The following is a 20478-nucleotide window of genomic DNA, read 5'->3' as shown; positions in this document are numbered from 1 at the left end:
AGTTATATTAAAGAAAAAAAGGTGGTTTAAGGCAAAAAAGAAAATATTGATTAACTTTAGAGAACTGGACTAGGGCTTTTCATAGGATACGGTGTTAGGTGCAGTACTTTCTACACTTTGTCAATTGTCGTAATTAATAAATTAATATATCTTTTTAATTCCTCATTATTAATTGTCAAATCTCTCGTGTTTCCAGTTGAATGATGATAGCTTTTAGTATAATCGTTAAGTTCAATTATTTCATCAACAATTGTTTTTAATCGATATAATCTCATTCCGTCCGAAGATTGTTTTATTAATTCTATAATGTCTCCTAACCAAATGTTATTTGGGATTAAATCAAAATATTTAGATTTAAAAACTCCTTCTAAAACTGGTCTGATACATCTGATAACTTCTCTTTTATCACTTTCAGAATTGACTCCTGTTTTCAAATATTCTTTAATTATTTCTATATCTTTTTGAGTACTAGTTAAAAACTCTGAATTGATGTCATATTTATTAAGAAAACTAGTTTCTCCATTGTTCTCAATTTTGAGAGTGATTTGGTCAATAAACGAACATTTATCACTAAAATCAGCTGTAAAACCTAAATCGTGAGATAACAATATGAATTGTATCGATGAATTTGCAATTTTTGCCAATTGAAAAATTGTAGAGTTTCTTCTTGAGTAATCAAAACTTGATAAAGGGTCATCAAATACAATAATTTTATCGGAAACACCTAAAACTTTTAAACGAGCAAGAAAAAAACATAAAGCAACTGTGCTTTTGTCGCCTTCACTCATTGAATATCTGGCATTACCAATTTTATTTGAAGGACTAGCAAAGACAACTTCCTCATCATATACTTTAAAAATCGGGAAGATTCTGAATTTCTCAAAATCACTAGTATTTTTGAGATATGAAAATTCTTTAAGACTAATATAAGATGTGAATTTTGATAAGTATTTATTTACAAGCTCAACGTGTTTAGCGTAGATTGGCTCAGTAAATATATTAAATTCATCCATAATTACATCTAGTTTGACTTGAACTAGATTGATTTTATCTTTTAAATCTACATTTGACTTATCTCTTGAAAGTTTTTTTAAGAATTGGTCTTTTTTATTAATTAAAGGTTTCATTTTATTCCTAAACTCATTTCCTTTATTTCCAAATAGTAATTTGAATAAATTTGTTTTATTTTGTTTTCTAACATATGAGCCAGCAAAAAGATAATCCTCAATATAATTAATATCAAATACCTCAATTTGCAAATTGTGATTACTCCATTTTTCATCTTTTAGAGTTACTAGGTCATTAATTCCTGAAACTTTGATTTTAACTTTTGGTAAAGTACTTGTTCCGAAAGTTTTTTTATAGTTGATTAAATCAAGATTATTTTTGGATAGAGATTTTAAAATTGTTGCGAGAGTAGTTTTTCCAGAACCATTTGGTGCATAAATAATATTAAGTTTTTTTAACTCTCCATTCCAATCTTGGGTTCCTTGAAATTTAAAATTCACGAAGTGTCCAATATTCGAAATTTCAATTATTTTTTCAATCATCTATTTGTTTTTTCGTATTGCACCTAACAATTATATATATACACTAATACATATATTTCTTTTTTGTTCTTAATAACTAAAATTCTTACAAAAAATTGAGAAAAGCAAGTATTCCAATAGAAAAGCGCGATGTAAACAATTACAAACGACAACAAACGAATACAAACGAAAGTAAGTGGTTCATAACCGAATATTAAGGGTTGGCCATCCTAGGTTTGCAGTGTCGGGTCAAGGTGGCTCGGTAGTATTAACTGTTTAACACGTAAAATCAGAAATTATGAACGCACTTAAAAACAAAGTACAGTTGATTGGAAACTTGGGTAACGACCCGGAAATCGTAAACTTGGATGGCGGTAGCAAATTGGCCAAATTCTCTATTGCTACGAATGAGACCTACAAAAATGCTAAAGGGGAAAAGGTAACCGATACCCAATGGCACAATGTGGTGGCCTGGGGAAAAACAGCAGAGATCGTAGAGAACTTTTTAATGAAAGGCAATGAAGTGGCCGTAGAAGGGAAATTGACACATCGCTCCTATGAAACCAAAGAAGGCGAAAAACGATACATTACCGAAATACGATGTAACGAATTGCTTATGTTGGGCAATAAATAACCAATAATAAGAAAAGCCCCGCTCTAGTGCGGGGCTTTTTGTATATCTTCTTTTATGGTAGTTAAGCTACTTTCTGCAACAGATCAAAACACGGACACTTTTTACAGCGTTTCGATGCTTTCTTTTTGTACTTATCGCAACACTTGGTTTTTAACTCAACGGAAGAATTTACAAAAGCGGATAACTTTTGTTTCTTCTTGAGCTTTTTCAACTCCTTTTTTTTCGCTTTTTTCTTTTTGCCCATGTATATGCGATAGCAGACAAGGCAAATTTACTATTTTAATTAAATCTAAATAAGGTTTATATGTTAAATCTTATTCCAACATGTCATTGGCCGCACTATTGGCGGTAATCTGCTGCACATCCCTATCAAAAAGGTATAGTCCGCCCTTATCATTACCGATAAGGTTTATTTTGTCCAAGATGGTCCTGGCCAGTGCTTCTTCCTCGATTTGTTCGGCCACATACCACTGTAAAAAGTTATGGGTGGCATAATCTTTTTCTTCAAGTGTAATGTGCACAAGGTCATTTATGCTCTTTGATACGAATATCTCATGTTCCAATAATTCAACGAACATCTTTTGAAAGGTTCCGAATTCCAGTTTAGGGGCTTTCAATGCGGAGACCTTGGCATGGCCACCACGTTCGTTCACGAATTTCACCAATTTGAGCATATGCATACGCTCTTCATCCGATTGGGCGTACATAAAGGTAGCGATACCCTCAAGACCTTTGGTTTCGGCCCAAGAGGCCATTGATAAATATACTTGGGATGACTCCGCTTCTATCTGTATTTGTTTATTGAGTGCTTTATCTAATTTTTCCGATAACATAATTTACTTTTTTTTTACGTACATAAAGTTACGTATTTTAAGGGGAACCTTAGCGCTACTTTAGCGTTTCTATAGGATTAGAACCTGGCGATGACCCCTACCTGGCCCGGACCAAAAGTGAGGTTCCAACTTACAAATTTGTTTTGGTCGTTATATTTTTCGTCATATTTAGAGTCTAGATAACGATCAATGGCCTCAACCGTGAATATGCTCATCGCTACACTTAAACCAACATCGCTCAACCAATGTTGTCCGTCCCAAACACGGGATATTCCGGGAATCAACCCTACGGTGTAAATCCCGGCTTTGACCCATGGGTTTTTAAATTGTTTACCGACAACATAGGCATTGGTGAAGGCCATCATTGCATGTCCCGAAGGAAAAGAGTGGTAGTTTCTACTCGCATTGAAGGGGTCGAAAGTGTCTTTTGATTGTCCACTTATGGGCCGCGCCCTGCCGGCCAATGATTTCATGATCTGTTGTAACAACCCTGTTGCCGATGCCGAGGAAATTAAAAGCACCCCGGTTCGTCTCAATTTCTCGTTTTTGGTAAATAGCCCTGTAAAATATACCCCTGCGGTTACCGTATAGTTATTTTCCGGATTTCCTATAAACTCTCCATAATGACGAATAAAACTCGGGACGTTATCCCTGCGATCCCTTAAAAATTTAGAGGTGTGGTCGTCAAAAAGGTATAAAAATCCAGTGCCACCCGCTACGGCCCCCATAGTCTGCCATTGTTTTCCTTTCCAATGTAAGGGTCGGGTGTACGCATAACCGATGCCGGTCAACATATTGCCCGCATCATAGGTCAACATTTGCCAAGTTGTTTTGGCGGGTTGGTCGTTAAGGCCTTGGCCTTTTGAGACCAATGAAACTAATATGAGGGCCAAGGTTATAATATTTTTCATAGACTAAGATTTGGCTGTTTATAAAGTTATGTTATTGATGTAAGGCCAATTGAATACGTTTACGTGGTACATCTACCTCAAGTACTTTTACAATGATCTGTTGGTGTAAATGCACGTGTTCGTTCACATCCTTGACAAAGGAATCAGAAAGGTTGGAAATATGGATGAGACCACTTTCCTTAATTCCGATATCAACAAAACACCCAAAATTGGTAATGTTGTTCACGATACCCGGAAGTAATTGCCCGGCCTGTAGATCGGTAATAGACCTTATGTTTTGGTTAAAGGTGAATACCTTGGCTTTTTCACGGGTATCCAATCCTGGTTTTTCCAATTCCTTAATGATATCCTTTAAGGTAAATAGCCCGATATTTTCCGTACAATAGGCATTCAGGTCAATACTCTGCAGTAGTTGTTTGTTCCCGATCAAGTCCGATACACTTTTGCCCAGGTCCTTGGCCATTTTTTCTACGATGCCATAACTTTCAGGATGAACGGCGGAATCATCCAACGGATTTTTTGCTTGTTTAATACGAAGGAAAGCGGCACCTTGTTCAAAGGCCTTACCTCCCAAACGGGGTACTTTTTTAATAGCCGTCCTACTTGTGAACGCACCTTGTTCGTTTCTGTAGGCTACGATATTTTCCGCTAGTTTTGGGCCAATGCCCGAAACGTAGCTTAAAAGGGGTACACTCGCGGTATTGATATTCACCCCGACCGAATTCACACAACTCTCGACAACGGTGTCTAACGAGGTTTTTAATTTGTTCTGGTCCACATCGTGCTGGTATTGCCCAACACCGATCGATTTTGCATCTATTTTCACCAATTCGGCCAAAGGGTCGGATAATCTTCTGCCGATTGAAACCGCTCCACGTACAGTGACATCATAATTGGGAAATTCGTCCCGGGCGATTTTTGAGGCTGAATAAATGGATGCTCCCGCTTCACTGACCACGAACACCTCGATAGGGTTTCTGAACTGGATCCGTTTTATGAGTTGTTCGGTTTCCCGCGATGCCGTACCGTTACCGATAGCAATGGCTTCTATCTTATAGGCATCGGCCAAGGAACTTATTTTCTTTATGGCCCCTTTGCTGTCATTTTGGGGTGCGTGCGGATAAATGGTCTCGTTGTGCTCCAAATCGCCCTGTGCGTTAAGGCAAACCACTTTACAGCCCGTTCTGAACCCTGGGTCTATGGCCAAAATACGTTTTTCGCCCAAGGGAGATCCCAGCAATAACTGTTTCAAATTTTTTGAAAACACCTGAATGGCCGATTCATCGGCTTTTTCTTTTGCCTTTTTTAAGGTTTCGTTGGATAAGGATGGAAACAACAAGCGCTTAAAAGCATCCTGAGCGGCCAATTTTATATGTGACGTGCATGAGTTGTTGCTTTTTAAGATCCGGTCTTCGATTTTTTGAAGGGCACGTTCATTGTCTATCTCGATTTTCACCCGAATGAAACCTTCGTTTTCAGCTCTTAGGATAGCTAAAAGGCGGTGCGACGGACACCGGCTCAGTGATTCGCTCCAGTCAAAATAATCACGGAACTTTTGTGCTTTTTCATCCTCCTTTTTGGTAGCTATCACTTTGGTGGTCAACTGGGCGAACTTTTCCAATTGGTACCGAATCTGGTTTCTGATGTCGGTGCGTTCATTGATCCATTCAGCGATAATGTGCCGGGCACCCTCAAGGGCTTCATCCTCATTTTGAACGGTATCACTTAAATACCGTGAAGCTTCATATTCAATTTCATCACTTCGCTGGGCCATGATAATCTTGGCCAAAGGTTCCAGACCGTTCTTACGTGCCGTTTCGGCCTTGGTCTTTTTAGATTTTTTAAAGGGCAGGTAAATATCTTCCAAAGTAATCAGGTCACCTGCCGATTTTATTTTAGCGCTAAGGTCGGTCGTCAGTACATCTTGCTCTTCCAAAGCTTTGATGATGGTCGCCTTTCGTTTTTCCAAGGCCTCATATTGGGCTTTGTACGTAACGATATCACCGATCTGTACTTCGTCAAGGTTGCCCGTTTTTTCTTTTCTGTAGCGCGAAATAAAAGGTACCGTGCAATCTTGGTCTAAAAGCTCAACCGTATTATGGACTCCTTTTTCAGGAAGACCTGTATGCTTTACGATGTAGGGGATAAGTTGCATTTGTCTTTTTGGTATTAGAATATTGATGTCCGGTCAAGGGCAATCGAGATCCAGATCTTAGTCTGTAGGTTTAAAACCATAATCCGGAATATTTCCGAACACTGCCGAAAATTGTAATAGGTCGTTTTCATCAATGGCATTATAGGGTATGTTTTTGATCAAAGACACTTCGCCCTATCTTAAAAGCATAACCAGAAACCTTTCTTTTTTGAAGGGGTTTAATTAATCGTTAAACCATTCCCGACATTATCCTCATCAGGATTTACAAAGACCAATTTACCGTCAGCATTCTCGGTCATAAGTATCATGCCCTCACTTTCAACGCCGCGGAGCGCCCTTGGTGCCAGATTCACCAAAACAGTAACCTTTTTACCTACGATTTCCTCAGGGGTAAAACTTTCAGCGATTCCTGAAACGATTGTTCGGGTGTCTAAACCTGTATCAACTTTAAGAACCAATAGTTTTTTGGCCTTCGGCATTTTTTCAGCTTCCACAATGGTGCCCACCCGCATATCCAATTTTGAGAAATCGTCGAAGGTGATGGTGTCTTTTTGTGGTTCAACTTCCTTGTTCATTTGCTCATTTGATTTTTTAGTAGCTTCTAACTTATCCAATTGTGCTTGTATTTCCTGATCTTCTACTTTACGGAACAATAATTCCGCTTTGTTGATTTGATGATCGGCGGGTAAAAGTACCTCCTTGGTTTCCATCTCTGTCCATGAGGTATCTACTCCACTAGATCCAATGGCAAGTATGTTTTTCAATTTTTCCGAAGTAAAAGGTAAGAACGGTTCGCTCAATACGGCCAAACCTGTTGCTATTTGAAGGGCTACGAACATAATGGTCTTTACCCGTTCACCATCTTGTTTTATTACTTTCCATGGCTCTTCATCGGCCAAGTATTTATTGCCCAAACGCGCCAAGTTCATCAACTCTTGACTGGCTTCCCTAAATCGGTACCTTTCTATGGAGGTAGAAATGATCTCAGGATATTTTTTCATCGCCTCCAAGGTCTCTTTATCAACCTGTGAAAATTCATTAGGGGTCGGAACTTTTCCATCGTAATACTTATGCGTAAGAACAACAACACGGTTAATGAAGTTTCCTAAGATGGCGACAAGTTCATTGTTGTTTCTGGCCTGAAAGTCTTTCCAAGTAAAATCATTGTCCTTCGTTTCAGGGGCATTGGCCGTTAAGGTGTAGCGTAGCACATCTTGCATATCGGGGAATTCTTCCAAATATTCATGTAACCAAACCGCCCAGTTTTTAGAGGTGGATAGCTTATTGCCCTCCAAATTCAAGAACTCATTGGCAGGTACGTTATCCGGTAGAATATAATCCCCATGTGCTTTAAGGATACTAGGGAATATAATGCAATGGAACACGATATTGTCCTTACCTATAAAGTGTAATAATTTGGTGTTTTCATCTTTCCAGTAGGGTTCCCAATCCTTGCCTTCGCGCTCTGCCCATTCTTTGGTAGATGAAATATACCCGATAGGGGCATCGAACCAAACATAAAGTACTTTGCCTTCACCTCCTTTTACGGGTACGGGAATACCCCAATCCAGATCACGTGTTACGGCCCTAGGTTTTAGGCCGTCATCGATCCAAGATTTACATTGACCGTAAACGTTCGGTTTCCAATCTTTTTTATGTCCTTCAAGAATCCATTCCTTCAGAAAATCCTCATACCTATCCAATGGTAAAAACCAATGTTTGGTTTCCTTCAGGGTAGGCACGGCACCGGTAATGGTAGACTTTGGGTTGATCAAATCGGTTGCGTTCAATGTAGAGCCGCAATTTTCACATTGGTCGCCATAAGCCTCTTCATGGCCACATTTCGGACATGTACCCACAACAAAACGGTCGGCCAAGAACTGTTTGGCTTCCTCGTCATATAATTGGGCCGTGGTCTCTTCTATAAAGTCACCTTGCTCGTAGAGTTTAACGAAAAATTCAGATGCGGTTTTATGGTGCACTTCGGCAGAAGTCCTGGAATAATTGTCAAAGGAGATTCCGAAATCGGCAAATGATTTTTTAATGATCGCGTGGTATTTGTCGATAACATCCTTTGGGGTAATACCTTCTTTCTTCGCCTTCATTGAAATGGCCACCCCATGTTCGTCACTGCCACAAACAAAAGCCACGTCTTTACCCATTAAACGTTGGTACCTGGCGTAAATGTCCGCTGGCACATAAACACCGGCCAAATGACCAATATGTATAGGGCCATTGGTATAAGGCAATGCTGCGGTAATCGTATATCTTGCTGGGGTTTTTGCGTTATCTGTCATCAACTATCGGAATTAAACCGCAAAAATACAGATTTTGGTGGGAGAATTATCTATTCTCACGTAATTGTATGCTTTAACAAGGGTATAGGTGAGGGTGTTTTTTAAATGGAAAAGCATTTAAAAATGAAAAGGCCCTATTCATATAGAAGTAGGGCCCTTTACAATAAGTGGGGTTTGTTTAAGCTACCATTACGGATTTGCTCATTTTTTGATTCTGCACGTTAATGCGGTAAATATATTTTCCGGTGGATAAATGATTGGGCATTCTTTCCCTGATATTTATTTCCGTGGAACCTTCGAACATCATCTCATTGAAAACGGTGCCTACATTTTGTCCTAGAATATTATATAACTGTATATCTACATGGGCGCTAAAAGGCATTTCCAAGTAAATATGCGGTGTGCTATCCGTGGGATAATAGGGCTTATGTACAATGGCATCCAACAATACGGGGTCAAAAGGCGTTTCCGAAACAGGGTCGGTGGGTTCCGTTGTTGGTAAAGTAGGATCCTCATCGCTGTATGCGATATCCGGGAAATCAACACCACTACAGTTGAATCCAAGATTTACAGGGGCATAAGGGTGGTTTAATAAATGCTGTTCAACCAAAGGTATGTCAACGCACATCCATTCGGCCAAAACTGTAGCATACAGATCCCTGAAATCCATTGTATATTCCAAGTTGCCCCGCCCATCAGGATTATCAAGGGTCGGGTGGTCCCCAACAAAGGCGCTACCGTTCAACCCTGAACCAAAGAATAGGGTAGGTGCGGCCTTACCGTGGTCTGTACCATTTGAGCCATTTTCGAATATACGTCTTCCGAACTCGGAAAAAGTCATACTCAAAACCTTTTCGTCTTGCTGGGTAAAGGCAATATCATCGTAGAAATTGTCTATGGCCACTGATAAATTGGTCATTAAACGTTCATGGGTCAAAGGCTGGTTACCATGGGTGTCAAAACCGCCCATTGATATCATATATACCTTGGTGCCCAAGTTACCTTTTATCAATCTTGCCAAAATGGCCAATTGTTTGGCAAAAGCGTTGTCCTGGTACTCTACTTGGTTTTGGCCAGCCATATATGCATCATGTATTATTCCTGCATATTCATTGGTTACATTCGAGACACCTCTTAAAAATCTTATTTGATCGGAATACATACATTGATCGAAAAGGGCATCATCAACCGAAAATTGAAGACCGGTTTCCGCTATCTGTTGTAATTGGTCAACGTTATTGGTTACAAAGGCGTAGTTGGTCTCTTCCCCTTCAAAAACAAGACTACCATAGTTTCCTACCTGTAATGCGGCAGGGCCATCGGTTGGTCTACTTCCGGGGAAATCGGATAGATAATCGGGATATAGATGTTCAAAATGCCTACCCATCCAACCGGTGTCCTCGCCAGAGAACCCCGTAGTTGTTATATCTGTATTTCCAAAGATGTCAGTCCCGGTAAAGTGGGAAAGACTCTGGCCTTCATAGCCTACTCCGTGTACGGCTTTAAATTGGCCGTCTCCCCACATGGGTTCCAACGATTTCATATAGGAGGGTACTCCGAAATCATCGGTAAGTTTCAATACCTTACTTTCAGGGATATAAATATTGGGTCTTGCGTTGGCGTAAGAATCGTATTGGTTGATCGGTATTACGGTACTAAGTCCGTCATTACCACCGTTCAACCTAATGAGAATAAGGATGTTATCGGTTTCTGCAGCCGCTATGGCTGAGGTTAATGGAGATGGGGCGGAGGCTGTTAACATTTGAGATCCTAACAGCATTGAACCAGATCCGGCTATTCCCAAAGCCTGTAAAAAGGAACGTCTGCTCCAGGCTTTATGTTCTTGGTCATGGCCCTCATGTTCTAAGCCTTTAAAAGGGGTTTTATCGTGAGTGTCACACATAGTCGTAGGTTTATTTTAGTTGAAATTCTGGTTGTCTTGATAGATGGCGTAAAAGCAAATAAACTTGGTTGGGTGCTGCGGCCCACATTGCTAAGGTCCATATCTCTTCATTTCCGCCTTCATAGTATGTTTCATCGATATCACTTCTGAATACGTCGTATGCTATTTGGTAATCGGCTTCGGTAAACAACCCTTTGGGAAGTACATGGTCTATTATTGGCCTTGAAATAGCATCTGGATTGTTACTGGTCATACCTATACTGCCTACAATGGCCATTCCAAATGCCCTGAATTGTTCCGATTCGGCTTGATAAAGACCATCGATGATGGCTTCCATCGTAAGCCAACGACCGATCATAAAATTGGTATTGATCCAAGTTCTATTGCGTTGCCATCCTTCAACCTCAACTGGGTTGAACAATGTTTGTCCCAATAGATCACTATAATTGATCATACTTGCTATAGTAGTATCTGAATATGAAAAACTGGTTTCATTCAGAAAGTTCAGATACACATCGAACGGACTTTTTATGATTACCCCAATGGATTCATCATCAAAAAAGTGTTGGCTTTTAAAGAGTTGGGATAAGACCGGTGCGATTTCATAATCGTTTGCCATGAACGTTGCGGCCATGCCGTCGATGATAACTTGGGCATTGTTCATTTCATCCCTGGAGTCAGGATGCACGAAGAACTCATAAAGCTTTCGGCAAATGAAATCGGACAATTGAGCGCCGCGTTGTTCAAAAAGGATATCAATTACATCGTCGTAACCCCAATTCCCGGTTTGTCCGAAAATGGTCTTGTTGTCCGTATTGAATTTGGTAGGATCGAAAGTTACGGGTTCACAGCCAATTTCACCACGTTCAACATAGCCGGTAAGTGCTTTGGCCGTTTCGATTATATCTTCCTCGGTATATCCATTACCATCACCTAATGCGAAAAGTTCGTACAATTCCCTTGCATAGTTCTCATTCGGGTTGTTACCGTTGTTATACACACCATCTAAATAATAGAGCATGGCCTCGGTCAATCCGATTTCACTAACGAAGGTCTTGAAATTCCCGATTGAATTGCGTTGTAAGCAATTTATATAGTAGTATAAGAATGAGCTGCAATCGTATACTGAGAGTTGTGTTACAAAATGGTTGCTCCAAAAGAAACTTAATCGGTCCCTTAGGTTGTTGTTGAGCATGGCATTGGTGTAGGTCAAACTCCATTCATCTATTTGGGCCCTACGTAATTGGCCAGCAGCATCGTCATCAGCGGGGTAGTTGCTGTTGTTCCAATCTGCCCATGTCGGTGCAGGGGTCGGTGCCATGTTAATGGCTTGGTTAACAAGTGAGTCTACCAAAGCACCGGCCGTTTGTCCAACGGCTTGATCAATAGTCTCGACCGAGGCACTAAACCCAAGTCTTCTGTACAAATGCGCTACCCTGAATTTATCCAAGGGAGTTGTGTACGGCGCTAATGTAGAGGTATTACAATTAACGAAGTATTCCATAGTAATTTTAGGCTTTAAGAACGTTCATGTGCGTAGGGGGCAAATTCTTAACGGCTAAACAAATTGGATATTATGTAAATCCAAGTATTTTCGTTGTTATGCATTTCAAATAACGGTGATATGTTCCAAAAAGACGACCAAAGACTAATATATTCGATGAAATGCATATTTTTTAATAAAAACATCAATAAAGTATGGGAAAACACAATGAATTTGGAAAAGAAGGGGAACAGATAGCGGTAGATTTCTTGATAAAAAACGGGTATAGCATCAAATATAGGAACTATAGGTATCTAAAGGCCGAAATTGATATTATAGCCCAAAAGGATGAAATTTTGGCGATAGTTGAGGTACGTTCCAGAAGTAGCGATTTTATAGAAAATATTGCCGAAACCATTACAAAAAAGAAAATAGACCTACTGGTAATGGCAGCCGACCACTATGTTACAGAACAGGATTCTGATGTTGAAGTCCGTTTTGATGTGATTACGATCTTAAAGAATAAAAAGGTATTCGAGATAGATCATTTGGAAAGTGCTTTTTACCATTTTTAAATTTGTTTTCCCACAATTTGTTTTATATGTAACAATATGTTATATTTGTAGGAATAAATTTGATTATGAAAACAATTTCGTCCGTAGTTGAAGAGTATATTAAGAAGAAGCCATTCTTGCAAAGTGCATTGGCTCAGGGTATTATAAACTTAACATCCCTTTCAAGGATCATTAAACCGGAAATTGAGGAACAATTAGGAAAAGACGTTCGGAACGGGGCCATTGTAATGGCCTTGAAAAGATTGTCAGACGATTTGGAATTCAGGGCGACGCATAAGATCATCAAGGTATTAAAGAATATCGGGGAAATCACCGTACGTTCATCCTTGACCGATTATACCTTTTTGGCATCTGATACCATTCTTACCCAGCAGGCGAAATTGTTGGAAGAAATTCACTCTAACCAAGATGTATTTTATACGTCTTCCAGAGGGGTGAACGAAATCAATATTGTCATCAGCAATATGATGGATGCCACTGTAGAAACCCTTTTTAAGACAGAAAGATGTACCCAAAAGGCGAACAACCTATCTTCAATAACGGTTAAGCTGCCTGCGGAGAACGTTTCGGTTCCGGGAATCTATTATTTTATTTTTCAACGCTTGGCTTGGGAGGGTATCGTGCTTTATGAGGTAATATCCACAACGAACGAATTTACCATTATCGTAAACGATAATCAGGTAGATATCGCCTTTAAAACCATTAAGGACCTTAAGACCTTATAGGATTTCATTTGTTTTCCAAGAATTCAACAACGTCTTTATCCGTTTCCGGTTTAGCGATGATACGCTTGTCCTTGTCCAATACAAAATAGGTAGGCGTCTGTTGAATATTATAGATTTTGGCATATGCACTTTCCCATTTTCCCAGTGCAATAGCATGATTAAAGTTGGGTAAATGGGCTGTTTCCACGGTCCAATTTTCAGTTTCGTTCTCAAGACCCACCGCAATTACTTTCACGGTATCGAAGTCTTTCAGTTTTTTATGTAATGCGGGCAGCTCTTTTAAGCAATGGCTGCAGGTACTGCTCCAAAAAACAAGGATATAATTTTCAGCTCCTTTCAATGTACTTAGGGAATAGGAATCCTTGTCTTTTTCCCATTTAATATTAGGGGCGATCGCACCCAAACGAAGTCTATTGTGAACTTCTATTTGGCCTATTATCTTCTTGCCGTCATTGTTATTCGCTAATTTTTTTAAATAGGTATGGTAAATAATATCCGATGTTAAGTTATAACCACTGGCGGCCGCTTGGGTCCATAAACTATAATAAAGGTGCATTTTGTACGAATCCCCGATATTGGCCAGTTTATCATTTACCTTAGTGATATTGGCATTCATGACCTCTTCTTTTTCTTTATCGGTCATTGCCTTTAAAGGCAGGGCGGTAAAGGTGTAATTCAATAATTTATCGGTCAGGAACCCTGAAGCCTGCAGCACGGAGTCATCAAATTGCAAGGCATCAAAATAGTGTTTTTTCTTGCCTTCTACATAGGCATTAACCGTTGGAATGTCTTTGGGGATAAAAGGTTTGTTACTGGTTATGAAATGATGGGCCATGGTGCCTACTGATCGCTTTTCATAAGACTTCTGAACGGTTTGGAGTTCCTTTGTAAGTGTTTTAAAATCTTTTTCGTTCGTGTTTCCACTGGTATAATAGTGCGTGATCTGTTGTTCAAGATCCGTAATTTCCTTGAAATAGGTATTGAAAAGTATATTTTCCTTGGAATTGAAGAACGAGACCCCATTGGTTTCATCAAATGCCAAGGTTATATCTTCCTTTCCGTTATAGATGACATCAAAATAGAATTGCTCTTGGGGTACGGCATAGACCAACCGATACGTCCCTGCCGTCGCGTTTTCGGGAATCTTTAATTCAAAAACCCCATTCTTAATGGCGGTATCCACGACATAACTTTGGGTTCCCGGTTTTAAACGATAAGCGATCAGCCATTTATAATCCTTTGCGGGGGAAAATGTTCCGGAAATGGTGTGTTGGGCGTTTATTTGAAAGCCAATGAAAATGGCTATGATTAAAAGTAGTTTCTTCATAATTCGTGTAAAATCAAAAATCAGTCCAAAATACGAATTTAGGATGTAGTTGGAATGATTATAGGTTTCAGAAATTTTAATTCTTAATGATTTCCTCCGTTTGGTGCATAACAGGAGGTTGGCAGCAATCCAACGAATTTCCTATTTCAATGGAGGAAGATCCATGTACTTTGATCGTCGATTTTATAAAATCGGATTCATCGGCTTTGTAAATGTTATCCACATATTTTTGAGGGTTACGGTCAATGTATGGAAACCATGTACTGTGCACTTGGATCATGATGCGATGTCCTTTCTTAAAAGTATGGAGAACATCCTGCAATCTAAAGTTGACATCAGTAGGTTCATTGGGGACAAAAGGTTCGGGTTTGTCGAAACCGTTTCTGAACCTGCCCCTGAAAACTTCGGATCGCACTAACTGCTGATAACCGCCCATTACGACATTTTCTGGGTTGTGCTCATAATTTGGATGGTCGTTAGGGTATACATCGATTAGCTTTACGATAAAGTCGGCATCCGTACCGCTCATTGATACCTTGAGTTTTGAAAGTATCTCACCGGCAAGGACTACGTCTTGGGTAAGAATTTCGGTTTCAAAAGTCAGGACATCGGGTCTTCGGGATGCATTACGTTGATCATCTGACATGAATCGTCTTGGGGTAAAGGTGAGTCCCTCGGTCTGTGAGGTATAGGGTACGGGCTTCATGGGGTCGCTTACATACTCAAAAGTGGCTTCGGCGTTGGTAGGCTCATTGATCGATAACTGTCCTTTTTTACCAAAATACAATGTAATGGGGTCTATTTCTTTTGGAGGCCATGCGTCAAAGGTCTTCCATTTTTTAACCCCCGTATCGAACATATAGGCTTCGGGCAGTGGATGGGTTTCTTCACCTTTTAAATAATGGGCAAAGAACTTTCTTTCTATCTCTTTTTGGTAAAATGTGGAAATACTGTCCCCGAAATAAATATGGTTGTGTATGGTCTTCCCGTTTTCCCTGGCCCAACCACCATGGGCCCATGGACCCATTACTATCGTATTATTGGCTTTTGGACTCGTTGCCTCAATGGTTTTGTATATGTTCAGTGGTCCATAAAGATCTTCGGCATCGAACCACCCACCTACGGTCAATACAGCAGGTTTAATATTGTTCAAATGGGGTAGGATACTTCTTTTTTGCCAAAATTCATCATAATTGGGATGTTCCACAATTTGTTTCCAAAAGAAATTATCATAATGGTATTTTTCGGTAATATTTTTCAAGGTGCCCAATCGCAAGTGAAAATCATAACCGTCGGCTGGCGGATTATCATAAAACCGTTTTATTTTATCTATATACCAAGGTTGTCTTGTAAGGCTGTCTTTCTGATAGCCGAAAACCGCAAATGCGGCCGTGTAACTTTGTAAGTATGCACCTTGATGGTGAAAATCGTCAAAGAAAAAATCGGCAATGGGCGCTTGTGGTGAAGACGCTTTAAGGGCTGGGTGGGCATCAGGTAAGGCTGCCGTAGCATAATGTCCCGGATATGATATACCGTATATACCGACTTTGCCATTATTGCCATCAATGTTTTTAATCATCCAATCTATAGTATCCCAAGTATCCGAACTTTCGTCAATTTCGTTTTTGTTTTTTCGGTTATTGCCCGGAATGTTCGGCCTCATGTTGTCAAAGGTGCCGTCTGACATGTATCGGCCGCGGACATCTTGGAAAACAAGGATATACCCATCATGCAATAAAAATTCGGAAGGATAGGACTTCAACTTGTAATCGGTAAATTTAGAGGCGTTGTAACACGTTCGGTTCATCAATATCGGTGCTTTTCCTGAACTGTTTTTCGGCGTATAGACCACAGTGAAAAGCTTTGCGCCATCACGCATGGGAATACGGTATTCTTTAAGATCGTAGTTTTGGCGTAGATAAAGGGAATCACTGTCTTGTGCAAAGGTTGCTCCTATAGAGAAAACCATGGCAAGGGCAAAAAGATATTTTAACATGTTGTAGTGCTTATTTGGCCAGAAAGATAAACATTTTTGGTTATTGCCAAGTGCCTGTGGCAAGGCTTTTTCATTATGTTTTGTAAGTGAATTCATCTGTAGTTGCGGGTAGGCAACCTTGGTAACGAAAATAGGAAGGCAAATTTTAAGTTCTTGTTCTACGCCTTCTTTGTTTTCACTTCTTGTTCCATGTCGATAAAGGAGTAGATGTCAGCTATTAAATCCGATTCTTTTTTATGTACAAATCCGTCAGAAATCGCAATCTCTTCTAGTATGGTCATTAATATCTTTTTTTTATCCATGGTCATTGAACGTAAAATCAATTTAGCCTGTTCTTCGGAGATATTCCGTGCCTGTAAGATAAAATTACTATCGAACTCTATGCGGTGCATCAATTCACCCATGGCGTTCAATTCGCCCTTGTGAACGGTTCCGTCAGCAATAATTACGGCATCTACAGTTTGTACTATGGCCAATTTTTCGGCCAAAGAGAAGTTGGTAATGGTTGTACTCATAATTCTAATTGTGGGTTAGAAAACGGATAATATACATATTTAATCATAAATGTACCGTATATCATATGCTTTCGCTTTATTATGCTTTAAGGTTTTGAAAAGGGGCCAAGGCTCTCAAGGCTTTTTCGGCAGAAGTTATCTTATCAAAGGTCAATAGTAAACGTAGTCCGTTACGGGTTTCCTTTTCTTTCAATTTACATAGGTTGGCATTCGATTGTACAAATTGTAGAACCTGGGTGAATTTTGCACTTTGATAAAATGCCGATTGTTGGTCAGAGATGAAATAACCGATCAATCTGCCTTTTTTCATTACCACTTTTTCAAGACCAATGCTGTTGGCTATCCATTTTATACGAACGGAATTCAATAGGTCTACGACCTGCGTGGGCAATTCACCAAAACGATCTATCAACTCCGATTCGAATTTCTGTAAGGCTTCCTCTTCCTTGATCGAGTTGAGTTCGGTATACAGGTTCAATCTTTCCGTAACATTGTTAATGTAATCATCGGGGAACAGCAGTTCAAAATCAGAATCGATCTGGGTATCTTTTACGAAAACCTTCTCATGGTGGCCCTCTACCTCATCATATAATTCCTTGAACTCATTTTCCTTGAGTTCATCAATAGCTTCGGCCATTATTTTTTGGTAGGCATCAAAGCCTATTTCATTGATGAATCCACTTTGTTCACCTCCCAAAATATCCCCGGCACCGCGAATTTCCAAATCTTTCATGGCAATGTTGAAACCACTTCCCAATTCGGTAAATTGTTCCAAGGCCTGTATTCTTTTTTGGGCTTCGGAAGTCATGACCTCGTAGGGTGGCGTAATAAAATAGCAAAACGCCTTTTTATTGCTTCGTCCTACACGACCGCGCATTTGATGTAAATCGCTCAACCCGAAGTTATTTGCGTTATTGATGAAGATTGTGTTGGCGTTTGTAACATCAAGGCCACTTTCTACAATCGTTGTGGATACCAGGACATCAAATTCCCCGTTCATAAAGGCAAGCATCAAAGTCTCCAGCTTTTTACCGTCCATCTGCCCATGGCCTATACCGATTTTGGCATCGGGAACCAGACGTTGGATCATGCCCGCGACTTCTTTGATGTTTTCTATCCGGTTATGAATAAAAAAGACCTGACCCCCACGCTGGATCTCGTAAGTGACGGCATCTCGAATGGTCTCTTCCCCAAAACGGATTACATGGCTCTCAATAGGGTAGCGGTTGGGTGGCGGTGTATTTATGACCGATAGATCACGGGCCGCCATTAAACTAAATTGAAGGGTTCGCGGAATGGGTGTGGCGGTAAGGGTAAGCACATCTACATTCTCTTTGATCGATTTTAATTTGTCCTTTACCGAAACCCCGAATTTTTGTTCCTCGTCAACAATCAATAAACCAAGATCCTTGAATTTTACATTTTTGTTCACCAATTGGTGGGTCCCGATAATGATATCCACTTTCCCATTTTCCAATTTTTCCAAAGTTTCCCGTTTTTCTTTGGCCGTCCTGAACCTGTTTAGGTAATCTACGGTAACTGGCATTTCTTTCAACCGTTCGGAAAAGGTCTTATGATGCTGAAAGGCCAAAATGGTCGTTGGTACTAAAACGGCCACTTGTTTGCCATTATCAACGGCCTTAAAAGCGGCACGAATAGCGACTTCGGTTTTTCCAAAGCCAACATCACCACAAACGAGGCGGTCCATGGGGCGTTCGCTCTCCATGTCTTTTTTAATGTCTTCGGTCGCTTTACTTTGGTCGGGCGTATCCTCATAAATAAAAGAAGCCTCGAGTTCCAATTGCATATAGCTGTCAGGAGCATATTGGAATCCTTTTTGTAGTCTTCTTTTCGCATACACTTGAATAAGGTCGAATGCGATTTTCTTTACCCTCGACTTGGTCTTTTGTTTTAGTTTTTTCCAGGCAGCGGAACCTAACTTGAAGATTTTCGGAGCCGCCCCATCCTTACCATTGAATTTTGAGATTTTATGAAGGGAGTGTATACTTACATACAGAATGTCCCTATCCCCGTACATAAGTTTGATCGCTTCTTGTTTTTTGCCTTCAACATCTATTTTCTGGAGCCCCCCGAATTTACCGATTCCATGGTCAATATGGGTCACATAATCACCAATGTCGAGTTTGTTGAGTTCTTTTAGGGTAATCGCCTGTTTTTTGGATCGACCGTTTTTTAAATGGAATTTATGGTAACGTTCAAAAATCTGATGATCCGTATAACAGACCAATTTTAGGTCGTCATCTATAAAACCTTCGAAAATCGGAAAAACCACTGTGGTGTATTTAATGTCGTGGTCTACTTCATCGAAAATATCGTGAAAACGTTTGGCTTGTTGTTCCGATGCGCAAAAAATGTAATTGGTGTATCCTTTTTCGCTGTTCTGGTTCAGGTTGTCAATCAACAAATCGAACTTTTTGTTGAAAGAAGGTTGTGGCTTGGTTTTGAATACTATTTCCTGTACGTTGGCTTTGTGCAGAGGGTCAATAAATCCACTCATTTCAACTAGGCCGTACTCCCGTAACTGGATTTTGAGCTGTTTTGAATTTACGAAAAGCTCTTCGGGCAAGGCGTGTTTTATTTCTTTGGATAGTTTTGTGAAGGACTCTTCCGCCTTTACGAAAAAGCTATCCAAACGATCATAGATCAGCTCTAGGTTTTTGGTAAGAACCAAGGTTTTGGGTGAAATATATTTTAAGAAGCTCTCCCGTGTCTCGTTCAGGAATTTATTCTCAACATTGGGGATTATGGTTATTTTGTTCACCTTTTCGGTAGACAATTGCGTTTCAATGTCAAACGTTCGGATGCTATCCACTTCGTCCCCAAAGAACTCGATACGATATGGTTGGTCATGGGAAAAGGAAAAGACATCGACAATACCTCCACGAACCGAAAATTCACCCGGTTCGGTCACAAAATCCACTCTTTTAAATTGATATTCAAAAAGCACCTCGTTCAGAAAATCCAGGGATAGGGAGTCGTCTATTTTGATTTTCAAGGTGTTTTTGTCCAACTCTTTCCGGGTAACGACTTTTTCGAAAAGGGCATCGGGATAGGTAACGATGACCGCCGGTTTTTTCCTTGAATTGATTCGGTTCAAGACTTCTGCCCTCAGTAGTACATTCGCATTATCGGTTTCTTCGATTTGGTAAGGTCTACGATAACTGCCTGGGTAGAACAACACATCTTTTTCACCTATAAGCAACTCAAGATCGTTCAAGTAATAGGCGGCCTCTTCTTTGTCGTTGAAGACCAATAAGAAAGGTCTGTCCGAATTTTTGAAAACGTTAGAAACGACAAACGAAAGAGAGGAGCCCGTAAGTCCTTTTAGGCTTGTCCTGAAAGGATTTGAAGGATCTGGCTTTTCAGATTTGGAAATAGCAGCCTGCAGTTTCCGAATTTGTGGAGACTGTTCAAAGAGCTGTTGGATCGTAGTTTGGGTCAACCGCTTATATTTTTAGAACCCCTGTTGTAAACTTGTTGCAAAGCAAAACAGGTAGTTGTATCAACCTACATTTTAGTGAGGTTGTTTTATTTTATAAGGTGCAAATATAGGGGGAAGGCGATTGTTGCCCAA

Annotated in this window: 14 protein-coding genes; 3 read left to right on the top strand and 11 right to left on the bottom strand. The window is 40.0% G+C overall.

Features of this window, described 5'->3' with window-relative positions:
* Window positions 1-110: 110 nt before the first annotated feature.
* Window positions 111-1550, bottom strand: coding sequence for an AAA family ATPase (locus GJ691_RS05835; protein WP_154364708.1), 1440 nt, complete (start codon window positions 1548-1550; stop codon window positions 111-113).
* Window positions 1551-1827: 277 nt separating this feature from the next.
* On the opposite strand from GJ691_RS05835, the gene GJ691_RS05830 reads away from it, so the two are divergent.
* The gene (locus GJ691_RS05830) at window positions 1828-2163 is read left to right on the top strand and encodes a single-stranded DNA-binding protein (RefSeq protein ID WP_154364706.1); all 336 of its coding nucleotides are present in this window, start codon (window positions 1828-1830) and stop codon (window positions 2161-2163) included.
* Window positions 2164-2477: 314 nt separating this feature from the next.
* Here GJ691_RS05830 and GJ691_RS05825 read toward each other — a convergent pair whose 3' ends face one another.
* From GJ691_RS05825 to GJ691_RS05800, 6 genes are all read right to left on the bottom strand, one after another.
* Window positions 2478-2996, bottom strand: a complete 519-nt coding sequence (locus tag GJ691_RS05825; protein ID WP_154364704.1) for a ferritin — start codon at window positions 2994-2996, stop codon at window positions 2478-2480.
* Window positions 2997-3073: 77 nt separating this feature from the next.
* The gene (locus GJ691_RS05820; protein ID WP_154364702.1) at window positions 3074-3907 is read right to left on the bottom strand and encodes a phosphatase PAP2 family protein; all 834 of its coding nucleotides are present in this window, start codon (window positions 3905-3907) and stop codon (window positions 3074-3076) included.
* A gap of 31 nt (window positions 3908-3938) precedes the next feature.
* Entirely contained in the window at window positions 3939-6062 is a 2124-nt protein-coding gene (locus GJ691_RS05815; RefSeq protein WP_154364700.1) for a Tex family protein, read from the bottom strand.
* 218 nt (window positions 6063-6280) lie between these two features.
* Window positions 6281-8359: a methionine--tRNA ligase gene (gene metG / locus GJ691_RS05810; RefSeq protein WP_154364698.1), complete on the bottom strand. Its 2079-nt coding sequence runs from the start codon at window positions 8357-8359 to the stop codon at window positions 6281-6283.
* A 178-nt stretch (window positions 8360-8537) separates the two neighbouring features.
* Window positions 8538-10262 carry a DUF1501 domain-containing protein gene (locus GJ691_RS05805; protein ID WP_154364696.1) on the bottom strand — a complete coding sequence of 575 codons (1725 nt, stop codon included), beginning with the start codon at window positions 10260-10262 and terminating at the stop codon, window positions 8538-8540.
* A 10-nt stretch (window positions 10263-10272) separates the two neighbouring features.
* Window positions 10273-11766 (bottom strand): DUF1800 domain-containing protein, encoded by a 1494-nt coding sequence (locus GJ691_RS05800; RefSeq protein WP_154364694.1) that lies wholly within the window; start codon window positions 11764-11766, stop codon window positions 10273-10275.
* A 194-nt stretch (window positions 11767-11960) separates the two neighbouring features.
* On the opposite strand from GJ691_RS05800, the gene GJ691_RS05795 reads away from it, so the two are divergent.
* Both GJ691_RS05795 and GJ691_RS05790 read left to right on the top strand, forming a co-directional pair.
* Complete coding sequence (locus tag GJ691_RS05795) at window positions 11961-12320, top strand: YraN family protein (protein ID WP_154364692.1); 360 nt, start codon at window positions 11961-11963, stop codon at window positions 12318-12320.
* Between the two features lie 65 nt (window positions 12321-12385).
* A complete protein-coding gene (locus GJ691_RS05790; protein ID WP_154364690.1) occupies window positions 12386-13045 on the top strand; it encodes an aspartate kinase in 660 nt (219 codons plus the stop codon).
* A 4-nt stretch (window positions 13046-13049) separates the two neighbouring features.
* On the opposite strand, the gene GJ691_RS05785 is transcribed toward GJ691_RS05790, so the two are convergent.
* From GJ691_RS05785 to mfd, 4 genes are all read right to left on the bottom strand, one after another.
* Window positions 13050-14372, bottom strand: coding sequence for a TlpA family protein disulfide reductase (locus GJ691_RS05785; protein WP_154364688.1), 1323 nt, complete (start codon window positions 14370-14372; stop codon window positions 13050-13052).
* A gap of 76 nt (window positions 14373-14448) precedes the next feature.
* Window positions 14449-16368 (bottom strand): CocE/NonD family hydrolase, encoded by a 1920-nt coding sequence (locus tag GJ691_RS05780; protein WP_154364686.1) that lies wholly within the window; start codon window positions 16366-16368, stop codon window positions 14449-14451.
* A 158-nt stretch (window positions 16369-16526) separates the two neighbouring features.
* Window positions 16527-16883, bottom strand: coding sequence for a tellurite resistance TerB family protein (locus GJ691_RS05775; protein ID WP_154364684.1), 357 nt, complete (start codon window positions 16881-16883; stop codon window positions 16527-16529).
* 79 nt (window positions 16884-16962) lie between these two features.
* Window positions 16963-20346, bottom strand: a complete 3384-nt coding sequence (gene mfd / locus GJ691_RS05770) for a transcription-repair coupling factor (RefSeq protein ID WP_154364681.1) — start codon at window positions 20344-20346, stop codon at window positions 16963-16965.
* Between the last annotated feature and the right edge of the window lie 132 nt (window positions 20347-20478).

Origin of the sequence: Maribacter luteus, assembly GCF_009674825.1 — a bacterium.
GTDB classification, from domain to species: domain Bacteria; phylum Bacteroidota; class Bacteroidia; order Flavobacteriales; family Flavobacteriaceae; genus Maribacter_A; species Maribacter_A luteus.
This window is presented reverse-complemented; position numbering and strand designations above follow the sequence as displayed.

What these genes read in the sequence shown, in the direction of transcription:
- GJ691_RS05820 (WP_154364702.1), bottom strand. Translation starts at nt 3,907, where the DNA reads ATGAAAAATATTATAACCTTGGCCCTCATATTAGTTTCATTGGTCTCA.
- GJ691_RS05815 (WP_154364700.1), bottom strand. Translation starts at nt 6,062, where the DNA reads ATGCAACTTATCCCCTACATCGTAAAGCATACAGGTCTTCCTGAAAAA.
- GJ691_RS05800 (WP_154364694.1), bottom strand. Translation starts at nt 11,766, where the DNA reads ATGGAATACTTCGTTAATTGTAATACCTCTACATTAGCGCCGTACACA.
- GJ691_RS05805 (WP_154364696.1), bottom strand. Translation starts at nt 10,262, where the DNA reads ATGTGTGACACTCACGATAAAACCCCTTTTAAAGGCTTAGAACATGAG.
- GJ691_RS05795 (WP_154364692.1), top strand. Translation starts at nt 11,961, where the DNA reads ATGGGAAAACACAATGAATTTGGAAAAGAAGGGGAACAGATAGCGGTA.
- metG (WP_154364698.1), bottom strand. Translation starts at nt 8,359, where the DNA reads ATGACAGATAACGCAAAAACCCCAGCAAGATATACGATTACCGCAGCA.
- GJ691_RS05775 (WP_154364684.1), bottom strand. Translation starts at nt 16,883, where the DNA reads ATGAGTACAACCATTACCAACTTCTCTTTGGCCGAAAAATTGGCCATA.
- GJ691_RS05825 (WP_154364704.1), bottom strand. Translation starts at nt 2,996, where the DNA reads ATGTTATCGGAAAAATTAGATAAAGCACTCAATAAACAAATACAGATA.
- GJ691_RS05830 (WP_154364706.1), top strand. Translation starts at nt 1,828, where the DNA reads ATGAACGCACTTAAAAACAAAGTACAGTTGATTGGAAACTTGGGTAAC.
- GJ691_RS05785 (WP_154364688.1), bottom strand. Translation starts at nt 14,372, where the DNA reads ATGAAGAAACTACTTTTAATCATAGCCATTTTCATTGGCTTTCAAATA.
- GJ691_RS05780 (WP_154364686.1), bottom strand. Translation starts at nt 16,368, where the DNA reads ATGTTAAAATATCTTTTTGCCCTTGCCATGGTTTTCTCTATAGGAGCA.
- GJ691_RS05835 (WP_154364708.1), bottom strand. Translation starts at nt 1,550, where the DNA reads ATGATTGAAAAAATAATTGAAATTTCGAATATTGGACACTTCGTGAAT.
- GJ691_RS05790 (WP_154364690.1), top strand. Translation starts at nt 12,386, where the DNA reads ATGAAAACAATTTCGTCCGTAGTTGAAGAGTATATTAAGAAGAAGCCA.